Origin of the sequence: Amycolatopsis sp. NPDC004079 (assembly GCF_040610415.1) — a bacterium.
In the GTDB taxonomy this organism is placed as follows: Bacteria; Actinomycetota; Actinomycetes; order Mycobacteriales; family Pseudonocardiaceae; genus Amycolatopsis; species Amycolatopsis halotolerans.
The window spans coordinates 18,668-35,037 of record NZ_JBEXMH010000005.1; the positions used below are offsets into that span (position 1 = coordinate 18,668).

Consider the following 16,370-nt stretch of genomic DNA (forward strand, 5'->3'; position numbering starts at 1 on the left):
ACCGAGCGGCCGCCGACCCGGCGGACCGCACGGCTGCCAGCAGAATTCCCGCCGCTGGTCACCACCACGGCGGGCACGGAACAGAAAGGGCCCCTGCGCGGCCGCGTCACCACCGGTGCGAACCGGCTGACGCGCCCGGGGGCGGAGGAGACATATGTCGAACGCGGACACACCCGCCGATCAGACCGGCGGGAATACCGTCGCACCCACGACCAGCAGGCTGGGCGAGCTGCCGCCGCGCATCCGCGTGCACGCGCTGGCCAAGCTGCTCGGCCTGAGCAGCCGCGACCTGCTCGGCAAGCTCGCCGAGCTGGGGGAGAGCCCCCGCAGCGCCCAGTCGAGCGTGACCAAGGAGGTCGCGCACCGCGTGGCCGTGATCCTCGACGCGGAGACCGCCGCCGAGTCCGGCGACACCGCCCAGGCCACCGCTGCCAGCGTGGCTGAGCAGGGCGCGACCGCCGAGGCCGCGCAGGAAGCCACCGCCGCGGCCGTCGCCGGAAGCGACGCCGAGCAGGCTGCGAGCACCGAAACCGTCGAGCAGGCCAGCGGCCAGGCGACGGCCGGATCCCAGGACGGCGAGTCCGCCCCGGAAGCCGCCGCGCAGGACGTCGCCTCCACCGGAACCGCCGCTTCGGAGCCCGCTCCGGCGCAGGGCGCTGCCCCGGAAGCCGCCCCGGCCAGCTGGACTGCCCGCCCGTTCTCCGCCGAGCCCGCCGCCGCGGAAACCGGCCAGGAAGCCGAGCAGGAGTCCGCTCAGGAGAGCGAGAAGCCCGCCCGCGGCCGCACCCGTCGCGCCCGCCGGGCCGTCGCGCCCGCGATCCCGGCCGACCAGCAGGAAACCGAGCAGGCCACCCCGGCCCGCGGCCCCGTGCACGTGCCGGTCTTCGCCGCACCGTCGCCGGTCTTCCTGCCGCCCGAGCCCGCGCAGCAGACGCGCAGCAAGCCCGAGCCGGTGTTCGGCGTCGGAGAGGCTCCCGCACAGACCGAGCGTCCGGAGCGTCCCGGCCGGACCGATCGGACCGAGCGCGCCGCCGACACCGCTGAGGAAGAAACCTCCGACGAGGCCCGGGACGAGCGTTCCGACGAGGACGGCGACGACGCGAACAGCCGTCGCCGGCGCCGTCGCGGCCGTCGTGGCCGCGGCCGGGGCAAGGGCGGCGACGAGGCCCAGTCCGAGAACGAGGACGAAACCTCCGAAGACCAGCCGGTCAAGGACGCGAAAGACGCCAAGGACAGCAAAGACTCCAAGGACAAGCCCGAGAAGGCGGACGAGGCGGGCGAAGCCGAAGCGGAGTCCGACGACGACGCCGAGTCCGACGGCGGCAGCAAGCGCCGTCGCCGTCGCCGCCGTCGCAAGGGCGGGGACGACGACGGGGCCGAGGCCACCGGCGGAGACGACCCGCCGAACACCGTCACGCACGTCCGCCAGGCGAAGGCCGCCGAGACCGAGCGCCCGGCGCGCGACGAGGTGCGCAGCGTCCGCGGTTCGACGCGGCTGGAGGCCAAGCGCCAGCGCCGCCGCGACGGCCGCGAGGCGGGCCGCCGTCGCGCGCCGATCCTGTCCGAGGCCGAGTTCCTGGCCCGCCGGGAGTCGGTCGAGCGCACCATGGTCGTCGCCGAGAAGGGCGAGTCCACGCAGATCGGCGTGCTCGAGGACGGCGTGCTGGTCGAGCACTTCGTGACCTCGTCGGGCACCGGCTCGATCGTCGGCAACGTCTACCTCGGCCGCGTCCAGAACGTGCTGCCCAGCATGGAGGCCGCGTTCATCGACATCGGCCGCGGCCGCAACGCCGTGCTCTACGCGGGCGAGGTCGACTGGGACGCCGCCGGCCTCGAAGGCAAGGCGCGCAAGATCGAGCAGGCGCTGTCCACCGGCGACAGCGTGCTGGTGCAGGTCACCAAGGACCCGGTCGGGCACAAGGGCGCCCGGCTGACCACGCAGATCTCGCTGCCCGGCCGCTTCCTCGTCTACGTCCCCGCGGGCGGGGCCACCGGCATCTCCCGCAAGCTGCCGGAGAACGAGCGGCGCAGGCTCAAGGACATCCTCAAGCGGATCGTCCCGGAGGACGCGGGCGTCATCATCCGCACCGCCTCGGAGGGCATCAGCGAGGAGGAGCTCGACCGGGACGTCCAGCGGCTCAAGGCGCAGTGGGACGTCATCAAGGAGAAGGCCTCGGCCGGGTCCGCCAAGAAGGGCGGCGCCCCGACCATGCTGTACGAGGAGCCGGACCTGCTGGTGAAGGTCGTGCGCGACCTGTTCACCGAGGACTTCGCGAAGCTGGAGATCCAGGGCTCGACGGCGTGGGAGACCATCCACGGCTACGTCCAGCACGTCGCGCCTGACCTCGCCGACCGGCTCAAGCGCTACACCGGCACCGGCGACGCGTTCGCCGACCACCGGATCGACGAGCAGATCACGAAGGCGCTCGACCGCAAGGTCTGGCTGCCCTCGGGCGGCTACCTGGTCATCGACCGCACCGAGGCGATGACCGTCATCGACGTCAACACCGGCAAGTTCACCGGCTCGGGCGGCAACCTCGAGGAGACGGTGACCCGCAACAACCTGGAGTCGGCGGAGGAGATCGTCCGCCAGCTGCGGCTGCGGGACATCGGCGGCATCATCGTCATCGACTTCATCGACATGGTGCTCGAGTCCAACCGCGAGCTGGTGCTGCGCAGGCTCACCGAATGCCTCGGCCGCGACCGCACCCGCCACCAGGTGGCCGAGGTCACGTCGCTGGGCCTCGTGCAGATGACGCGCAAGAAGATCGGCACCGGGCTGCTCGAGGCGTTCTCCACGCCGTGCGAGCACTGCAAGGGCCGCGGCGTCGTCGTGTCCACCGAACCGCAGCGCACCGGTGGCGGAGGCAACGGCGGCAACGGGCACAACGGCAACAACGGCCACAGCCACGGCGGCGACACCAAGAGCTCGCGGCGCTCCCGCGGCCGAGGGAAGGGCGAGGAGCAGCAGCAGCACCACGAGCCCAAGGCCGAGCCGGCCGCCCCGGCTCCGACCCCGGTGCAGCGCGAGTCCGTGGTGTCGGCCGTGCAGGCCATGGCCAACGCGTCCAAGGCGAAGCACGAGCACCACGGCCCGGAAGACTCAGCGGACACCGCCGAGGCGAAGGCGCAGGAATCGGTCAAGCCGTCCGAGCAGGACACTGTGACCGAGAAGGCCGAGGACACGACGAAGGCCCCGGCCGCCGTCCAGCAGCCGGAGCCGAAGCAGCCGGAGCCCGCGGTCGCCCAGGCCGCGCCGGAGGCGGAAACCAAGCAGCCCGAGGCCGCCGAGGCGGACGCGGGAGAAGAACCCGAGGTCGACGTCCCGGCCCCGGCCGTGCGGAGCACCCGGCGCCGTCCGCGCCGTGCCGCTTCGCGTCCGGCGGGGCCGCCGGTGAAGGCTTCGGACCAGAGTTGATCCACCACGGGTACCCCGGGTGCAGCAGCGCCCGGGGCCTCCCGTAACCTGTAGTACGGCTCATCGCAAGCATGAGTTGCTGCGCGAGCACCTGGACCGTCTTCGGGCGGGCCGGCCGCGCCAGCCCCCTAACCCATTGTCGAGTAATGCAGGAGACATCCGTGTCGGCGTACGCGATCGTCAAGACCGGCGGCAAGCAGTACAAGGTTGCCGTTGGCGACGTCGTCGAGGTCGAGAAGCTCGAGGGCGAGCCGGGCACCGAGCACACCTTCCCCGCCGTGCTGTTCGTGGACGGTGGCGAGGTCACCACGGACGCCGACGCGTTGGCGAAGGTCTCGGTCACCGGCAAGGTCGTCGAGCAGACCAAGGGTCCGAAGATCCGGATCCACAAGTTCAAGAACAAGACCGGCTACCACAAGCGCCAGGGTCACCGGCAGAAGCTGACCCGCGTCGAGGTCACCGGCATCTCCAAGTAGTTCTTCGAACTTTCGAGACTGAAACTTTCCAAGAAGGGGCTTGAGCGATGGCTCACAAGAAGGGTGCGTCCAGCTCCCGCAACGGTCGTGATTCGAACGCCCAGCGACTGGGTGTGAAGCGCTTCGGCGGCCAGGAGGTGAACGCGGGCGAGATCCTGATCCGCCAGCGGGGCACCAAGTTCCACCCCGGCGTGAACGTCGGCCGTGGCGGCGACGACACGCTGTTCGCGCTCGCCGCCGGTGCGGTCGAGTTCGGCTCGAAGCGCGGCCGCAAGACGGTCAACATCGTGCCGGCCGAAGCCTGACAATCGGCTTCAGCGCATAAGAACCTCCGAACGAGGGGTGGGGCCGGAATACTCCGGTGCCACCCCTCGTTCGTTTTTGTCCGGATACTTTTTCGCACATTCGCACGTGAAGTGAGGCAAGCCCATGGCGTCCCGGTTCGTGGACCGCGCGGTCATCCATCTGACCGCCGGGGACGGGGGAAACGGCTGTGCCTCGGTGCACCGCGAGAAGTTCAAGCCGCTCGGCGGCCCGGACGGCGGCAACGGCGGCAACGGCGGTGACGTCACGCTGATCGTCGACGCCAACGTCCACACCCTCCTCGACTTCCACTTCCGCCCGCACGCCCGCGCCGGCAACGGCAAGATGGGCATGGGCAGCAACCGCAACGGCGCCCAGGGCGAGGGCCTGGAGATGAAGGTCCCGCCGGGCACCGTGGTGTTCACCGAGGACGGCGAACTCGTCGCCGACCTCACCAACCCCGGCACCCGGTTCATCGCCGCGCAGGGCGGCCGCGGCGGGCTCGGCAACGCCGCGCTGTCGTCGAAGGCCCGCAAGGCGCCGGGATTCGCGCTGCTCGGCGAGCCGGGCGAGAGCCGCAACCTCGTGCTGGAGCTGCGTTCGGTCGCCGACGTCGGCCTGCTCGGCTTCCCGTCCGCGGGCAAGTCGTCGCTGATCTCCGTGCTGTCCGCGGCGAAGCCGAAGATCGCCGACTACCCGTTCACCACGCTCGTGCCGAACCTCGGCGTCATCACCGCCGGTTCGTCGGTGTTCACGATGGCCGACGTGCCGGGCCTGATCCCGGGCGCGTCCGAGGGCCGCGGCCTCGGCCTGGACTTCCTGCGCCACATCGAACGCTGCGCCGTGCTGGTGCACGTGGTCGACTGCGCGACGCTGGAGCCGGGCCGCGATCCGCTGTCCGATGTGGACGCTCTCGAGGAGGAGCTGGCCCGTTACACGCCAGGGCTGGGCGGCAAGCTCGAGGAACGCCCGCGCGTGGTGGTGCTGAACAAGATCGACATCCCGGAAGCGGCCGAGCTGGCCGAGTTCGTGCGGCCCGAGCTGGAGGCTCGCGGGCTGCGCGTGTTCGAGGTGTCCACCGCGTCGCGCAAGGGTTTGAAGGAGCTGAGCTTCGCGCTGGCGGAGGTCGTCGAGGCCTACCGCGAGGCGCAGCCGGTGCTGGAGCCGGAGAAGATCGTGCTGCACCCGCTCGCGATCGACGACAGCGGATTCACCGTCGAACGCGATCCGGAGGAAGAGGGCGGGTTCATCGTCCGCGGTTCGCGCCCGGAACGCTGGATCCGGCAGACGAACTTCGCCAACGACGAGGCCGTCGGCTACCTCGCGGACCGGCTCAACCGGCTCGGCGTCGAGGAGGCGCTGGCAAAGAACGGCGCGCGTCCGGGCAGCCCGGTCACCATCGGCGACATCCAGTTCGAATGGCAGCCCTCCACGCCGGGTGTCGCGGTGCACCTGTCGGGCCGCGGCACGGACGTCCGGCTGGAGCGCACCGACCGCGTCGGCGCGTCCGAGCGCAAGGAAGCCCGCCGGATTCGCCGCGACGGCACCGGCGAGGAAGAAGAGCTGGTCGAAGAGGAAACCACCCCGTCCGTCGACTCCGAGCTGGACGACGTGTGGGACGACGAGGAGCAGGCGGAGCGCGACCGGTGAGCGGCACGCGCCACGAGATCGCGGAAGCCCGCAGGTTGGTCGTCAAGGTCGGTTCCTCGGCGCTGACCACCGCGGGCAGCGGTCTCGACGTCGCTCGCCTCGACGCTCTGGTCGACGCCATCGCGGACCGCGTCGCCCGCGACGCGCAGATCGTGCTGGTGTCCTCGGGTGCGATCGGCGCCGGGCTCGCGCCGTTGAAGCTGGGCAAGCGCCCGGGTGACCTGGCCACGCAGCAGGCCGCGGCGAGCGTCGGACAGCTCGCGCTGGCGCACGCGTACGCGGAATCGTTCGGCCGCTACTCGCTGACCGTCGGCCAGGTGCTGCTCACCTCGGACGACGTCGTCCGCCGCGCGCACTACCGCAACGCGCAACGCACGTTCTCCCGGCTGCTCGCGCTCGGCGCGGTGCCGGTCGTGAACGAGAACGACACCGTTGCCACGCAAGAGATCCGCTTCGGCGACAACGACCGGCTCGCCGCTTTGGTGGCACACCTCGTCGGCGCCGACGCACTGGTCCTTCTGTCCGATGTGGACGGTCTGTACGACGGCGACCCGCGCGACGGCGCGACGCGCAAGATCACCGAGGTGCGCGGCGAGTCCGACGTGGAGGGCATCGCGGTCGGCATGTCCTCCTCGGGCCTGGGCACCGGCGGCATGGTCTCGAAACTCGCCGCGGCTCGTACCGCGGCCGGTGCCGGAATCCCGGTGCTGCTGGCCGCTGCCGCCGACGCCGGGGACGCATTGCGCGCCGCGAACGTCGGCACCGCTTTCGCCCCCGCCGACACCCGTCTGTCCGCCCGCCGCTTCTGGCTCGGCTATGCCGCCGACACCTCCGGCCGCCTCCGCTTGGACGACGGCGCGGTGCGAGCGATCCTGCGCCGCCGTTCGCTGCTGGCGGCCGGAATCACTGGCCTGGACGGTGATTTCGAGGCCGGTGATGTGGTCGATCTGGTGGATTCCGCGGACGTCCCGGTGGCGCGCGGGGTGGTCGGGTTCGACGCGGGGGAGTTGCCCGCGTTGATCGGGCGGTCGAGTCATGAGGTTCCGGTGGAGTACCGCCGGGAGGTCGTCCACGCGGACGACCTCGTCCCGCTGCGCCGCTGAGCCCGTTCAGCTTCGCACCGCCGCAGACTCGCGGTCCGGGCTGGCGCGACGTCGGCTCACCAAGGCAGTGAGCGCCGCCATCGCGGCGACCAGAACGGCGCAGATCCAGGCTGCTGCTTCGGCCGCGGCCGCGTACCCGGCCGCGCCTGACGGGCGATCTCCCAGCACAGCGAAGAAGATCGTGCCGATGACCGCGAGCCCGGCCGCACCGGCGAACTGCTGCGTGGTGTTGAGCGTTCCGGAGGCGATGCCCGCTTGCCGGGGGTCCACTTCGGACAGCGTGGTGCCGATCAACGCGGGCAGGATCAGGCTGTTTCCCAGTCCCAGCAAGGCAAGGACGATCGCCAGCCACCAGCTTTCGATCGCGCCGCCGCGGAGGTCCAGCGCGATGGCGAGACCGAGCATGGCGGCCAGATCGGCGGCGCAGCCGAGCAGGATCACCTTGGCCGGGCCGTGCGCGGCGATCAGCCGTTTGCCGGCGAGCGGCGCGACGACCCCGGCGAGCGCCATCGGCGCGAACGTCAGCCCGGCCTGGAACGGCCCCAGCCCGAGCCCGTTCTGCAGCAACAGGCTGACGACGAAGATGCTGCCGGCGAAGGACGCCATGAACGCCACGCTGATCGCCAGCCCGGCGCGGAAACCGCGCATCCGGAACAAGGAAAGATCGAGCAGCGGGGCCCCGCCGCGAGCGAGCAGCCGTCGTTCGTAGGACACGATCAGCAGCGCCGCCGGGACGGACAGCGCCAGCATCGCCCAGCACCACCACGGCCAGCCCGCGCCGCGCCCGAGCACCAGCGGGATCAACGCGAGCGCCAGCGAACCGGATACGCCGACGACTCCGACCGGATCGAGGCCCGCGGTCCGGACGGTCGCGACGCGGGGCAGCACTCGCGCCGCCAGCAGCAGCACGGCGATGCCGACTGGAGCGTTGAGCAGGAAGATCACCCGCCAGCCGAGGCCGAAAACGTCGGCACTCAGCAGCACTCCGCCCAGCACCTGCCCGAAGACCCCGCTGACCGCGGCAGTCACCCCGAACCAGGCCAGCGCTTTGGGCCGTTCCGGCGCGGGAAAACTGCTCGTGATCACGGCCAGGATCTGCGGCACCATCATCGCCGCGGTCAGGCCCTGCAGCAGCCGGGCCCCGACCAGCTGGCCGGGGGACTGCGCGAGCCCGCACAGCACGGACGCCACGGTGAACGCGCTCATGCCGGACAGGAACATCCGCCGGTAGCCGAACAGATCGCCGAGGCGGCCTCCGGTCACCAGCCCCGCGGCGTAAGCGAACGCGTACCCGCCGACGACCAGCTCGAGCGCGGCTTGTCCGGCGTTCAGGTCGCGGTGCAGCGACGGGACGGCGACGTTGACGACGTTCAGGTCGAAGCCGTACATGAACATCGCCGCGAGGACGACCGGCAGCAGCGGCGGCCGGCGGTCGGACGCACCCATGAGACCCCCTTGTTCGATAATCTTCGATGTGTTCGAAGGGTTTCGAACAGTACAAGAAAGTTCGACATAGCGGAAGGCTCGGGATACGCTCGGCCCGTGACGGTGACGACCGACGGACTGCATCCGGACGCGAGCGACCTGCGGCTGGCCCGGGTGCTGGCCGCGCTCGGCGACGAGGGGCGGCTGGCCACGGTGCGGGCGCTGGCCCGGCTAGGCGAGTCCGACTGCACCCGGCTGCAGGCCGACGCGGGGCTGGAAATGAGCCGGTCGACGTTCTCGCATCATCAGAAAGTGTTGCGCGAGGCGGGCATCCTGCACGCTCGGGTGCAAGGTTCGCAGCGGATCCTCACGCTGCGAAAGGCTGAACTGCAGGTGCGGTTTCCCGGCCTCCTGAACGCGGTCCTCGACGCGCCCGCCTGACGTTCGTTCGACGTTCGTTCAGCGCGCGAGATGCCGAGCCACGCGAGCGAGCTGCTCCGCGTAGTACTCCACAAAGGATTCTGACGCCGGGTCCTCCCCGGTAAGCGCTTCCACGACCCGGGGCAGCGACATCGGCGCGCTGGCCGCCGCCATCAGCATCAGCAGCAGCATCTTCGGGTCCACATCGGCCGGGAAATCGCCCGCTTCCTGCCGTGCCCGCATGTACTTGAGCTGCCCCCGCAGGAACTCGCGCTGCGACTCCGCGCCCGCCTCGTTCGGCGTGCCCTCGGCCATGTTCTCCCGCAGGAACAGCCGCGCCTGGTCCTGGTCGGCGAGCCCGCCCTTGGCGAAGTCCTCGAGCACGTCGGCGAGCGGCCGGTCGGTCGTGGTCATCGCGGTGAACCCGGCGAACGGTTCGCTCGCGACCTCGGCGTACAGGCCTTCCTTGCCGCCGAAGTAGTACGAGATCAGCTGCTTGTTCACGCCCGCGCGCTGCGCGATGTCGCTGACCCGCGCGGCCGCGTAGCCCTTGCTGCCGAATTCGACCTTCGCCGCCTCGAAAATGCGGGCCTTCGTGCGTTCGGGATCGCGCTGGCGCTCACCGGGGCGCGGCGCGCGGCGCGGGGTGGTCTCGGACACTTCGGCAGCCTAACCGACGCGTTAATCATCCTGAAAGTTGACACAATCATCCACATGGATAATTATAGAGGCCGACCGAGAGGGGATGACCGTGAACAAGATCAAGGTGGCGGTAGTAGGCGGCGGCACCGGCGGGTTGTGCCTGGCGCACGGCTTGATGCGAGCCGGATTCCAGGTGTCGGTCTACGAGCGCAGCCGCACCCGGGCCGATCGGCTGCAGGGCTACCGGGTGCACATCGCGCCGATGGGCTCCGCGGCGCTGCACGAGTGCCTCCCGGCGGCGGCGTGGGAGCGGTTCCTGGCCACCACGGGGGTAAGCGAGGGGACCTTCGGGTTTGTCACCGAGAAGATGCGCGAGCTGGCGGTCTTCGACGCTCCGCCCAGCGGCGACCCGGCCGCCGCGCACCATTCGGTCAGCCGGATTTCGATGCACCAGGTGCTGTCGTCCGGGCTGGAAGAAGTCCTCTGGCACGACAAGGAATTCGTGCGGTACGAGACCGACGCCAAGGGGGTCGGCCTGCACTTCGCCGACGGCACCACCGCCGAAGCGGACCTGGTGGTCGGCGCGGACGGCGCGAACTCCCGGATCCGCGCGCAGCTGTTGCCGCACGCGAAGCGCGTGGACACTGGGATCCGCACCGTCATCGGGAAATTCCCGTTGACCGCCGAGTCCCGCGCGCTGATCCCGCGACGGCTGGCGACGGCCCCGACGTTCGTGCTGCCGCCTCCCGGCTGCGGGATGTTCACCGCGCCGCACGAGTTTTCGGCGGCTTCGGAGAACGACGAGACCGCGACCGTCGACCCGGTGTTGTTCGACAACACCAGCAGCTACGTGATGTGGTCCTATGGCGCGAAGGCGGCGCACTTCCCGGCGGACCTCGCCGAGCTGACCGTGCCGGAGCTGCGGTCGGTGGTGCTGGACCGGATCCGTGACTGGCACCCGTCGTTCAGCCGGGTGGTGCGGGACTCGCTGGACGCCACGGTGGCCATGCTGCCGATCCGTACGTCGGTGCCCGTCCGCGCGTGGGAGACCGGTCCGGTCACCTTGCTCGGCGACGCCGCGCACAGCATGACCCCGTTCCGCGGCATCGGCGCGAACGTCGCCCTCCGCGACGCGCAAGTGTTGTGCCGCAACCTTTCCCGGGACGGCGACGTGACAGCCGCGGTGGCCGACTACGAACGACAGATGCGGAAGTACGCGTACCCGCAAGTGCGCGGTTCGCTCCGCAGCGCAGATCAGTTCGTGACTGACAGCCGGTTCAGCCGCGGTGCGATGCGCGCTTCGATGGCCGCCATGGGGGCGGGCCTCTCGTTGCGGCGGAGGCTGCGAGCCCGCTGAGGTCAGCCCGCGCCGTACCAGCGTCCGCCGGGCGGCATGGCGTACTCCGTGTACAGGAGCGCGGCCAGGGCATGCCAGCCGGTCTCGTCCGCGGTGAACGCCCGGCCGCCCGGCGCGATCAGCACCGCCTGGCCGCTCGCGTCGGCGACCAGCGAGATCGGCACGCGGTACTCGTCGTAGTCGTGCCGCACGAGCCAGCGCCACCCGATTGTGAACCGGCGGCGCGCGGTCACCGGGTAGCGCACGTCGACGTCGGAGACCCCGGTGCCGACGGTCGTCCACAGTGGAGTGACGCGGAGTCCGGCCAGGTGCACGAGCTGCGGTTTCCTGCCGTCCGGTTCGAAGCGGTAGTAGGGACGCCGCCGCCACTGCTCCCAGCGCAGCCGCCGTCGTTCGCGGCGGATCGGGCGGCGGAGCCGGGTCAGCGCTTCGTCGACCAGCGCGAGGGCGCGGGCGAAGTCGGGATCGTCGCGGGACACGAGATTCTCCCCTCTCTCGCGCCCGAAGCTACTGCGGCGGCTCGGGACCGGTCCCGCTCTGCGCTTCCACCAGCGCGCGGAGCTGGAACTTCTGGATTTTGCCGCTGGCGGTCCGGGGGAGTGCCGGAAACAGCTCCACGCGCTCCGGCCAGTACTGCTTGGCGACGCCCTTCTCCGCGAGAAAGCCGCGCAGCTTTTCCAGGTCCAGGTGTGCGCCAGAGTTGAGCACGAGACAGGCGCACGCACGTTCCTGCAGCCGTGGATCGGGCACCGCGACCACGGCGACCGCTTCGACGTCCGGGTGTTCGTAAAGGACGTTCTCCACGTACGCGACCGGGATGTTCTCTCCGCCGCGGATGATCACGTCCTTGGTCCGGCCCGCGATGCGGAGGTACCCGTCGGCGTCGATGGCCGCGAGATCGCCCGTGTCGAACCAGTCGCCGGTGAAACTCTCGCGGGCCAGTTCGAGCCGTTCCGCGTAGCCGACGAACAGGAACGGCCCGGCGACCTGCAGACGGCCCTCGGCGCCCGGCGGCAATTCGGTGCCGTCCGCGTCGACGACCCGGATCCGCATCCCCGGCCAGGGATAGCCGTCGGTGTCGATCAGCTTGTCGTCCGGATCGCCCGGGAGGCCGAGCGTGACCAGCGCGTCCTCGCTCTGCCCCCAGCCGCCGAGCACGACGAGGCCGGGCAGCTTCTGCCGCGCTTGCCGTACGAGCGCCCGGGGAATCGGTGCGCCCATGCAGCAGAACCGTTGCAGAGACTGGAGATCGTGCTCGGCGAGGTTCGGTGCGGACAGCAGGTCGTGCAGGAACGGTGTGGCGGCGGAGGTGTAGGTGATGCCGTGTTCGGCGACCAGCTCGACGAATCGCGCGGCATCCCACACTTCCTGCAGCACGCAGGTCGCGCCGTTCTGCACGCCGAGCCTTGCACCGTAAAGGAAACCGGTGAGGTGCGCGAGCGTCGACGCCATGTGCAGGACGCTGTCGGAGGTGATGCCGAGTCGGTCGGGAAGCGGGTTGTTCGCGGCGATCGCGGTGTTGTGCGTGTGCATCACGCCCTTCGGCTCGCCGGTGGTGCCGGAGGTGAATATCAGCAGCGTGACGTCGTTCGGGTCAGGCCGCCACGACGGCAGTTCCCGCCGCTCTTCCCAGGGCGTCGCGGCGAACTCGTCCCAGGACGATCCAACCACCAGCACGTGCTCCAGATCAGGCCACTGCGGACGGAGCCGCCGCGCCATCGCCGGATAGTCGAAACCGCGGAATTCCCGCGGCACCACCAGGACTTTCGACTTCGCGAGTGCCACCATGAAGCCGACCTCGCGGTCCCGGTAGATCGGGATGAGCGGATTGCTGACCGCGCCGATCCGGCTCGCCGCGTAGTGCACGACGATCCACTCGATCCGGTTCGGCAGCTGGAACGACACGACGTCGCCGGGCCGGACGCCCAGTTCCAGCAGCCCTCGTGCGCACCGATCGACCTCATGTTTGAGCTGGCCGAAGGTGATACTGCGCTGCGAATCGACGAACGCGGTCTTGTCCGGCGTGGCCGCCGCGGCGTCGTCGAGGTAGTCGGTGATGGTGCGGTTGACCCAATACCCGGCGCGGGTGTGGGCCTCGATCGTCTCGTCGTTGAGGATCGTCGCGAACGGCATGGCGGGCTCCGGGTCAGCTCATGGTGAGGCCGCCGCTGACGCTGACGGTCTGGCCGGTGACATAGGCGGCTTCGTCGGAAGCCAGGAAGGCGACCACGTTCGCGATGTCGGACGGCTGCGCGAGCCGCCGGAACGGGATGGCTTTCGTCAGCGCTTCGCGCAGTTTCGGGTTGTCGCCGCCGAGCGAGGCGAACAGTTCGGTGTCGGCGGGGCCGGGACAGACGACGTTCGCGTTGACCTTGCTGCGCGCCAGTTCTCGCGCGATCGACTTCGTGAACGCGATGATGCCGCCTTTGGCCGCCGAGTACACCGCCTCGCCCGACGAACCGACGCGACCGGCGTCGGACGCGATGTTGACCACGGAGCCGAAGCCCTGCTCGGCCATCACCGGCAAGACCTCGCGGCAGGTGTTGAGCACGCCGTAGAGGTTGATCTGCACGACGCGGTCCCAATCGGCGCGATCGGACTCGACGAACGGTCCCGCCTTGTCCCAGCCGGCGTTGTTGACCAGCACGTCGATCCGGCCGAACTGCGCGCGGACCTGCTCGACCGCGGCGGCGACGGACTCGGGGGAGGTGACGTCGGTCTTCACCCCGACCCCGCCGATCGCGGACGCGGTTTCCTTCGCGGTGGTCTCGTTGATGTCGGTGACCACGACGGTCGCGCCCTCGGCGGCCAGCTTCTCGGCGATGCCGCGACCGATGCCCTGGCCCGCGCCGGTGACGATGACGATTTTGTCCTTGAGCATGATGTCTCCCTAGGGGGCGTAAGCGCGGCCGAGCAGGTTGCGCGCGATGACGAGCTTCGACACCTGCGCGGTGCCGTCGCCGATTTCCAGGCCGATCACGTCGCGCAGCCGCTGCCCGACCGGGCTTTCGCTGGAGTACCCGAGGTGCCCGAACGTGAGCAGGCACTGGTGGATGGTCTCCGCGGCGAGCTTCGGCGCCCAGAACTTCGCCATCGCCGCCTCAGTGCTGTGCTCGACGTCGTTGTCCTTGCGCCACAACGCTTCGTAACAAACATGCCGGGCACCGCGCAGGTACGTCGCCTGCTCGGCGAGCGGGAACGCGACGCCCTGGAAGGTGCCGATCGGACTGCCAAACGCCTCGCGGTCGCGGGACCACTGCACCGCTTCGTCGAGTGAAACCTGAGCCGCGCCAAGGCAAGCGAGCCCGATGATGGCGCGTGAGTAGTCGAAACCCTGCATCACCGAGACGAAACCCTGGCCCTCGCCGCCGACCAACGCGTCCTTGGCGACTGGCAGCCCGTCGAAGTGCAATGACGCCCGGCCGATCGCCCGGCTGCCGAGATCGTCGAACGCCGCCCGCGAGACATACGCGTCGTCCAGTTCGACCCAGAACGCGCTGACGCCACGGGCACCGGGGCCGCCGGTGCGGGCGAGCACGAGCGCGACGTCGGCGGACATCCCCAGCGTGATGGACGTTTTCTCGCCGGTGAGCCGCCATCCGTCGCCGTCCGGTTCGGCTTTCATCTCCAGCTTCGCCGCGTCGGTGCCGTGCCCGGGTTCGGTGATGCAGAACGCGGGCACGACCTCGCCGGACGCGATCGGCGGCAGCCACGCGGTCTGCTGCTCCTCAGTCGCGTTGCGGGTGAGGATGTCGCTGACCAGCGCGCTGACGATGATGAGATAGGCCGCGTTGAAGTCGCCGCGCGCGACCTCCTCGGCCGCCATCCCGGCGACGACCGCGCTGGCCTCCTGGCCGCCGTGGCGTTCCGGGATGCGCAGGCCGGTCAGGCCCATCGACGCCAGGTCCGCGACGAGCTGGGGCCGCAGCTTCGCCGCCTTGTCGTCGGATTGGTAGTGCGGCGCAAGGACTTTCGCGGCGAACCGGCGCAGCTCGTGCCGGTAGGCGTCCTCGTCGTCGGTGAACGTGAAGTCCATGGTCAGTGCCAGTTCACGTGCGAGACGAAGTCCGGCTTGCGCTTCTCCGCAAACGCTTGCGCACCTTCCAAGCCCTCGGGCGAGGCGGTGAACAGGTCGAGCGCGGACATGGCCAAATTGGACAGTCCGGCCTGGTGGTCGGTGTCCGCGTTGAAGGACTGCTTGAGGAAACGCAGTGCGGTCGGGCTTAGCGCGGCAGTGTCATCGGCCCACGCCTTGGCGGTCTTGAGCAGCTCGCCCGGCGGGACGACGGCGTTGACCAGACCCATTCGTTCGGCCTCGGCCGCGTCGTACTGGCGGCAGAAGAACCAGATCTCGCGCGCCTTCTTCTCGCCGACGACCCGCGCGAGATACGCCGAACCGAACCCGGCGTCGAACGACCCGACCCGCGGACCGGCCTGGCCGAACCGCGCGGTCTCGCTGGCGATCGTGACGTCGCACAGGACGTGCAGCACGTGCCCGCCGCCGACCGCGACGCCGTTGACCGCGGCGATCACCGGTTTCGGGATGTCGCGGATGAGCTTGTGCAGGTTGCCGATCTCGAACATGCCGCTTTCGGTGGGGCCGTAATCGCCGGTCTCCGCGCGCTGTTTGACATCGCCGCCGGTGCAGAACGCCTTCTCGCCGGCACCGGTGAGGATCACCGCCTGCACCTGCTTGTCCGCCCACGCCAAGCGGAACGCCTTGATCAGCTCGTCGACCGTCCGCCCGCGAAAGGCGTTGTAGCGCTCCGGCCGGTCGATCGTGACGACCGCGGCCGGGCCGTCGATCTCGTACCGGATGTCCTCGAACTCCATCGTCCGCTCCCGTCTGTCGTCTGACCACGGTGACAAAATTTGACTCTCAAGTCAAGAGTTGAACTTGCGGTCAACCGGTAGGCTTTCGGGGCAGCGAAGAACGTGGAGGGACGACAATGGGCGCGGTGAACGGGGTGAAGCCGCCGTCCGAGCGCGTCCAGCGCAAACGGGGCAAGCGGATCCAGGAGATCCTGACGGCGGCGGCCGAGTTGTTCGGCGAACGCGGCTACGACGCGGTGAGCCTGGAGCACGTCGCCGAGCGCCTCGACGTCACGAAGGGCTCGCTGTACTACTACTTCTCCAGCAAAGACGAGCTAGGGACGGCGGCGATCGAGACGCTCGGCGACGAGTGGACGGCGCGGCTGGAGCAACTGCTCGAACGCACCAAAGGCACGCCGGAAGTCCGGCTGCGTGCGTTGATCCACGAGCACGTCACGATCGCGGTCAACGACTATCCGGCGGCGCTGCGGCTCTTCCTGATGCCGCGCGAATGGCCGAGCGCGCAACGCGAACGCATCAAGGAACTCCGCCTCCGCCACGACTCGCTCTTCCGCGCGCTGATCGAAGAAGGCTTGGCGGGCGGCGAGTTCACCGTCACCAGCATCGACACCGTGCTGCAGTGCATGCATGCCGCGATGAGCCAGGCGCCGACGTGGTGCGGTGAACTGCCGTCCGCCGCGCGGGGGAAAGCGGTGGACGAGGTCGCCGATACGTTGATGGCGCTCGTCCACATCGGCCCCTGA

The 16,370-nt window shown here is 70.0% G+C and carries 15 protein-coding genes; 8 read left to right on the plus strand and 7 right to left on the minus strand.

Features of this window, described 5'->3' with window-relative positions; translation table 11 throughout:
- The first annotated feature begins 154 nt into the window (after window positions 1–154).
- From ABZX37_RS06855 to proB, 5 genes are all read left to right on the plus strand, one after another.
- The gene (locus ABZX37_RS06855) at window positions 155–3,418 is read left to right on the plus strand and encodes a translation initiation factor IF-2 N-terminal domain-containing protein (RefSeq protein ID WP_354736761.1); all 3,264 of its coding nucleotides are present in this window, start codon (window positions 155–157) and stop codon (window positions 3,416–3,418) included.
- A gap of 161 nt (window positions 3,419–3,579) precedes the next feature.
- Window positions 3,580–3,894 (plus strand): 50S ribosomal protein L21, encoded by a 315-nt coding sequence (gene rplU / locus ABZX37_RS06860; RefSeq protein ID WP_009081084.1) that lies wholly within the window; start codon window positions 3,580–3,582, stop codon window positions 3,892–3,894.
- 47 nt (window positions 3,895–3,941) lie between these two features.
- Window positions 3,942–4,199 (plus strand): 50S ribosomal protein L27, encoded by a 258-nt coding sequence (rpmA, locus tag ABZX37_RS06865; RefSeq protein ID WP_116200471.1) that lies wholly within the window; start codon window positions 3,942–3,944, stop codon window positions 4,197–4,199.
- Window positions 4,200–4,323: 124 nt separating this feature from the next.
- A complete protein-coding gene (obgE, locus tag ABZX37_RS06870) occupies window positions 4,324–5,847 on the plus strand; it encodes a GTPase ObgE (protein WP_354736763.1) in 1,524 nt (507 codons plus the stop codon).
- Window positions 5,844–6,950 (plus strand): glutamate 5-kinase, encoded by a 1,107-nt coding sequence (gene proB, locus ABZX37_RS06875; protein WP_354736765.1) that lies wholly within the window; start codon window positions 5,844–5,846, stop codon window positions 6,948–6,950. The genes obgE and proB overlap by 4 nt, the downstream gene beginning before the upstream one ends.
- 6 nt (window positions 6,951–6,956) lie before the next feature.
- On the opposite strand, the gene ABZX37_RS06880 is transcribed toward proB, so the two are convergent.
- A complete protein-coding gene (locus tag ABZX37_RS06880; RefSeq protein ID WP_354736766.1) occupies window positions 6,957–8,396 on the minus strand; it encodes an MFS transporter in 1,440 nt (479 codons plus the stop codon).
- Between the two features lie 96 nt (window positions 8,397–8,492).
- Between ABZX37_RS06880 and ABZX37_RS06885 the strand changes: the two genes are divergently transcribed.
- On the plus strand, window positions 8,493–8,816 hold the full coding sequence (locus tag ABZX37_RS06885) for a transcriptional regulator (protein WP_354736768.1): 324 nt from the start codon (window positions 8,493–8,495) through the stop codon (window positions 8,814–8,816).
- Window positions 8,817–8,834: 18 nt separating this feature from the next.
- Here ABZX37_RS06885 and ABZX37_RS06890 read toward each other — a convergent pair whose 3' ends face one another.
- Window positions 8,835–9,455 carry a TetR family transcriptional regulator gene (locus ABZX37_RS06890; RefSeq protein WP_354736770.1) on the minus strand — a complete coding sequence of 207 codons (621 nt, stop codon included), beginning with the start codon at window positions 9,453–9,455 and terminating at the stop codon, window positions 8,835–8,837.
- 85 nt (window positions 9,456–9,540) lie between these two features.
- On the opposite strand from ABZX37_RS06890, the gene ABZX37_RS06895 reads away from it, so the two are divergent.
- Window positions 9,541–10,794 carry an FAD-dependent monooxygenase gene (locus tag ABZX37_RS06895; protein ID WP_354736772.1) on the plus strand — a complete coding sequence of 418 codons (1,254 nt, stop codon included), beginning with the start codon at window positions 9,541–9,543 and terminating at the stop codon, window positions 10,792–10,794.
- 2 nt (window positions 10,795–10,796) lie between these two features.
- Here ABZX37_RS06895 and ABZX37_RS06900 read toward each other — a convergent pair whose 3' ends face one another.
- Genes ABZX37_RS06900 through ABZX37_RS06920 form a run of 5 tightly spaced genes read right to left on the minus strand, consistent with a single transcriptional unit; the run spans window position 10,797 to window position 15,627 of the window.
- Window positions 10,797–11,273: a hypothetical protein gene (locus tag ABZX37_RS06900; protein ID WP_354736774.1), complete on the minus strand. Its 477-nt coding sequence runs from the start codon at window positions 11,271–11,273 to the stop codon at window positions 10,797–10,799.
- Between the two features lie 28 nt (window positions 11,274–11,301).
- Window positions 11,302–12,927, minus strand: coding sequence for an AMP-binding protein (locus ABZX37_RS06905; RefSeq protein ID WP_354736776.1), 1,626 nt, complete (start codon window positions 12,925–12,927; stop codon window positions 11,302–11,304).
- Between the two features lie 13 nt (window positions 12,928–12,940).
- Window positions 12,941–13,675: a 3-oxoacyl-ACP reductase family protein gene (locus ABZX37_RS06910; RefSeq protein WP_354736778.1), complete on the minus strand. Its 735-nt coding sequence runs from the start codon at window positions 13,673–13,675 to the stop codon at window positions 12,941–12,943.
- A gap of 9 nt (window positions 13,676–13,684) precedes the next feature.
- Window positions 13,685–14,830 (minus strand): acyl-CoA dehydrogenase family protein, encoded by a 1,146-nt coding sequence (locus ABZX37_RS06915; protein WP_354736779.1) that lies wholly within the window; start codon window positions 14,828–14,830, stop codon window positions 13,685–13,687.
- Window positions 14,831–14,832: 2 nt separating this feature from the next.
- Window positions 14,833–15,627 carry an enoyl-CoA hydratase-related protein gene (locus ABZX37_RS06920; RefSeq protein WP_354736781.1) on the minus strand — a complete coding sequence of 265 codons (795 nt, stop codon included), beginning with the start codon at window positions 15,625–15,627 and terminating at the stop codon, window positions 14,833–14,835.
- 116 nt (window positions 15,628–15,743) lie between these two features.
- Here ABZX37_RS06920 and ABZX37_RS06925 point away from each other — a divergent pair, with 116 nt between their 5' ends.
- Entirely contained in the window at window positions 15,744–16,370 is a 627-nt protein-coding gene (locus tag ABZX37_RS06925; protein ID WP_354736783.1) for a TetR/AcrR family transcriptional regulator, read from the plus strand.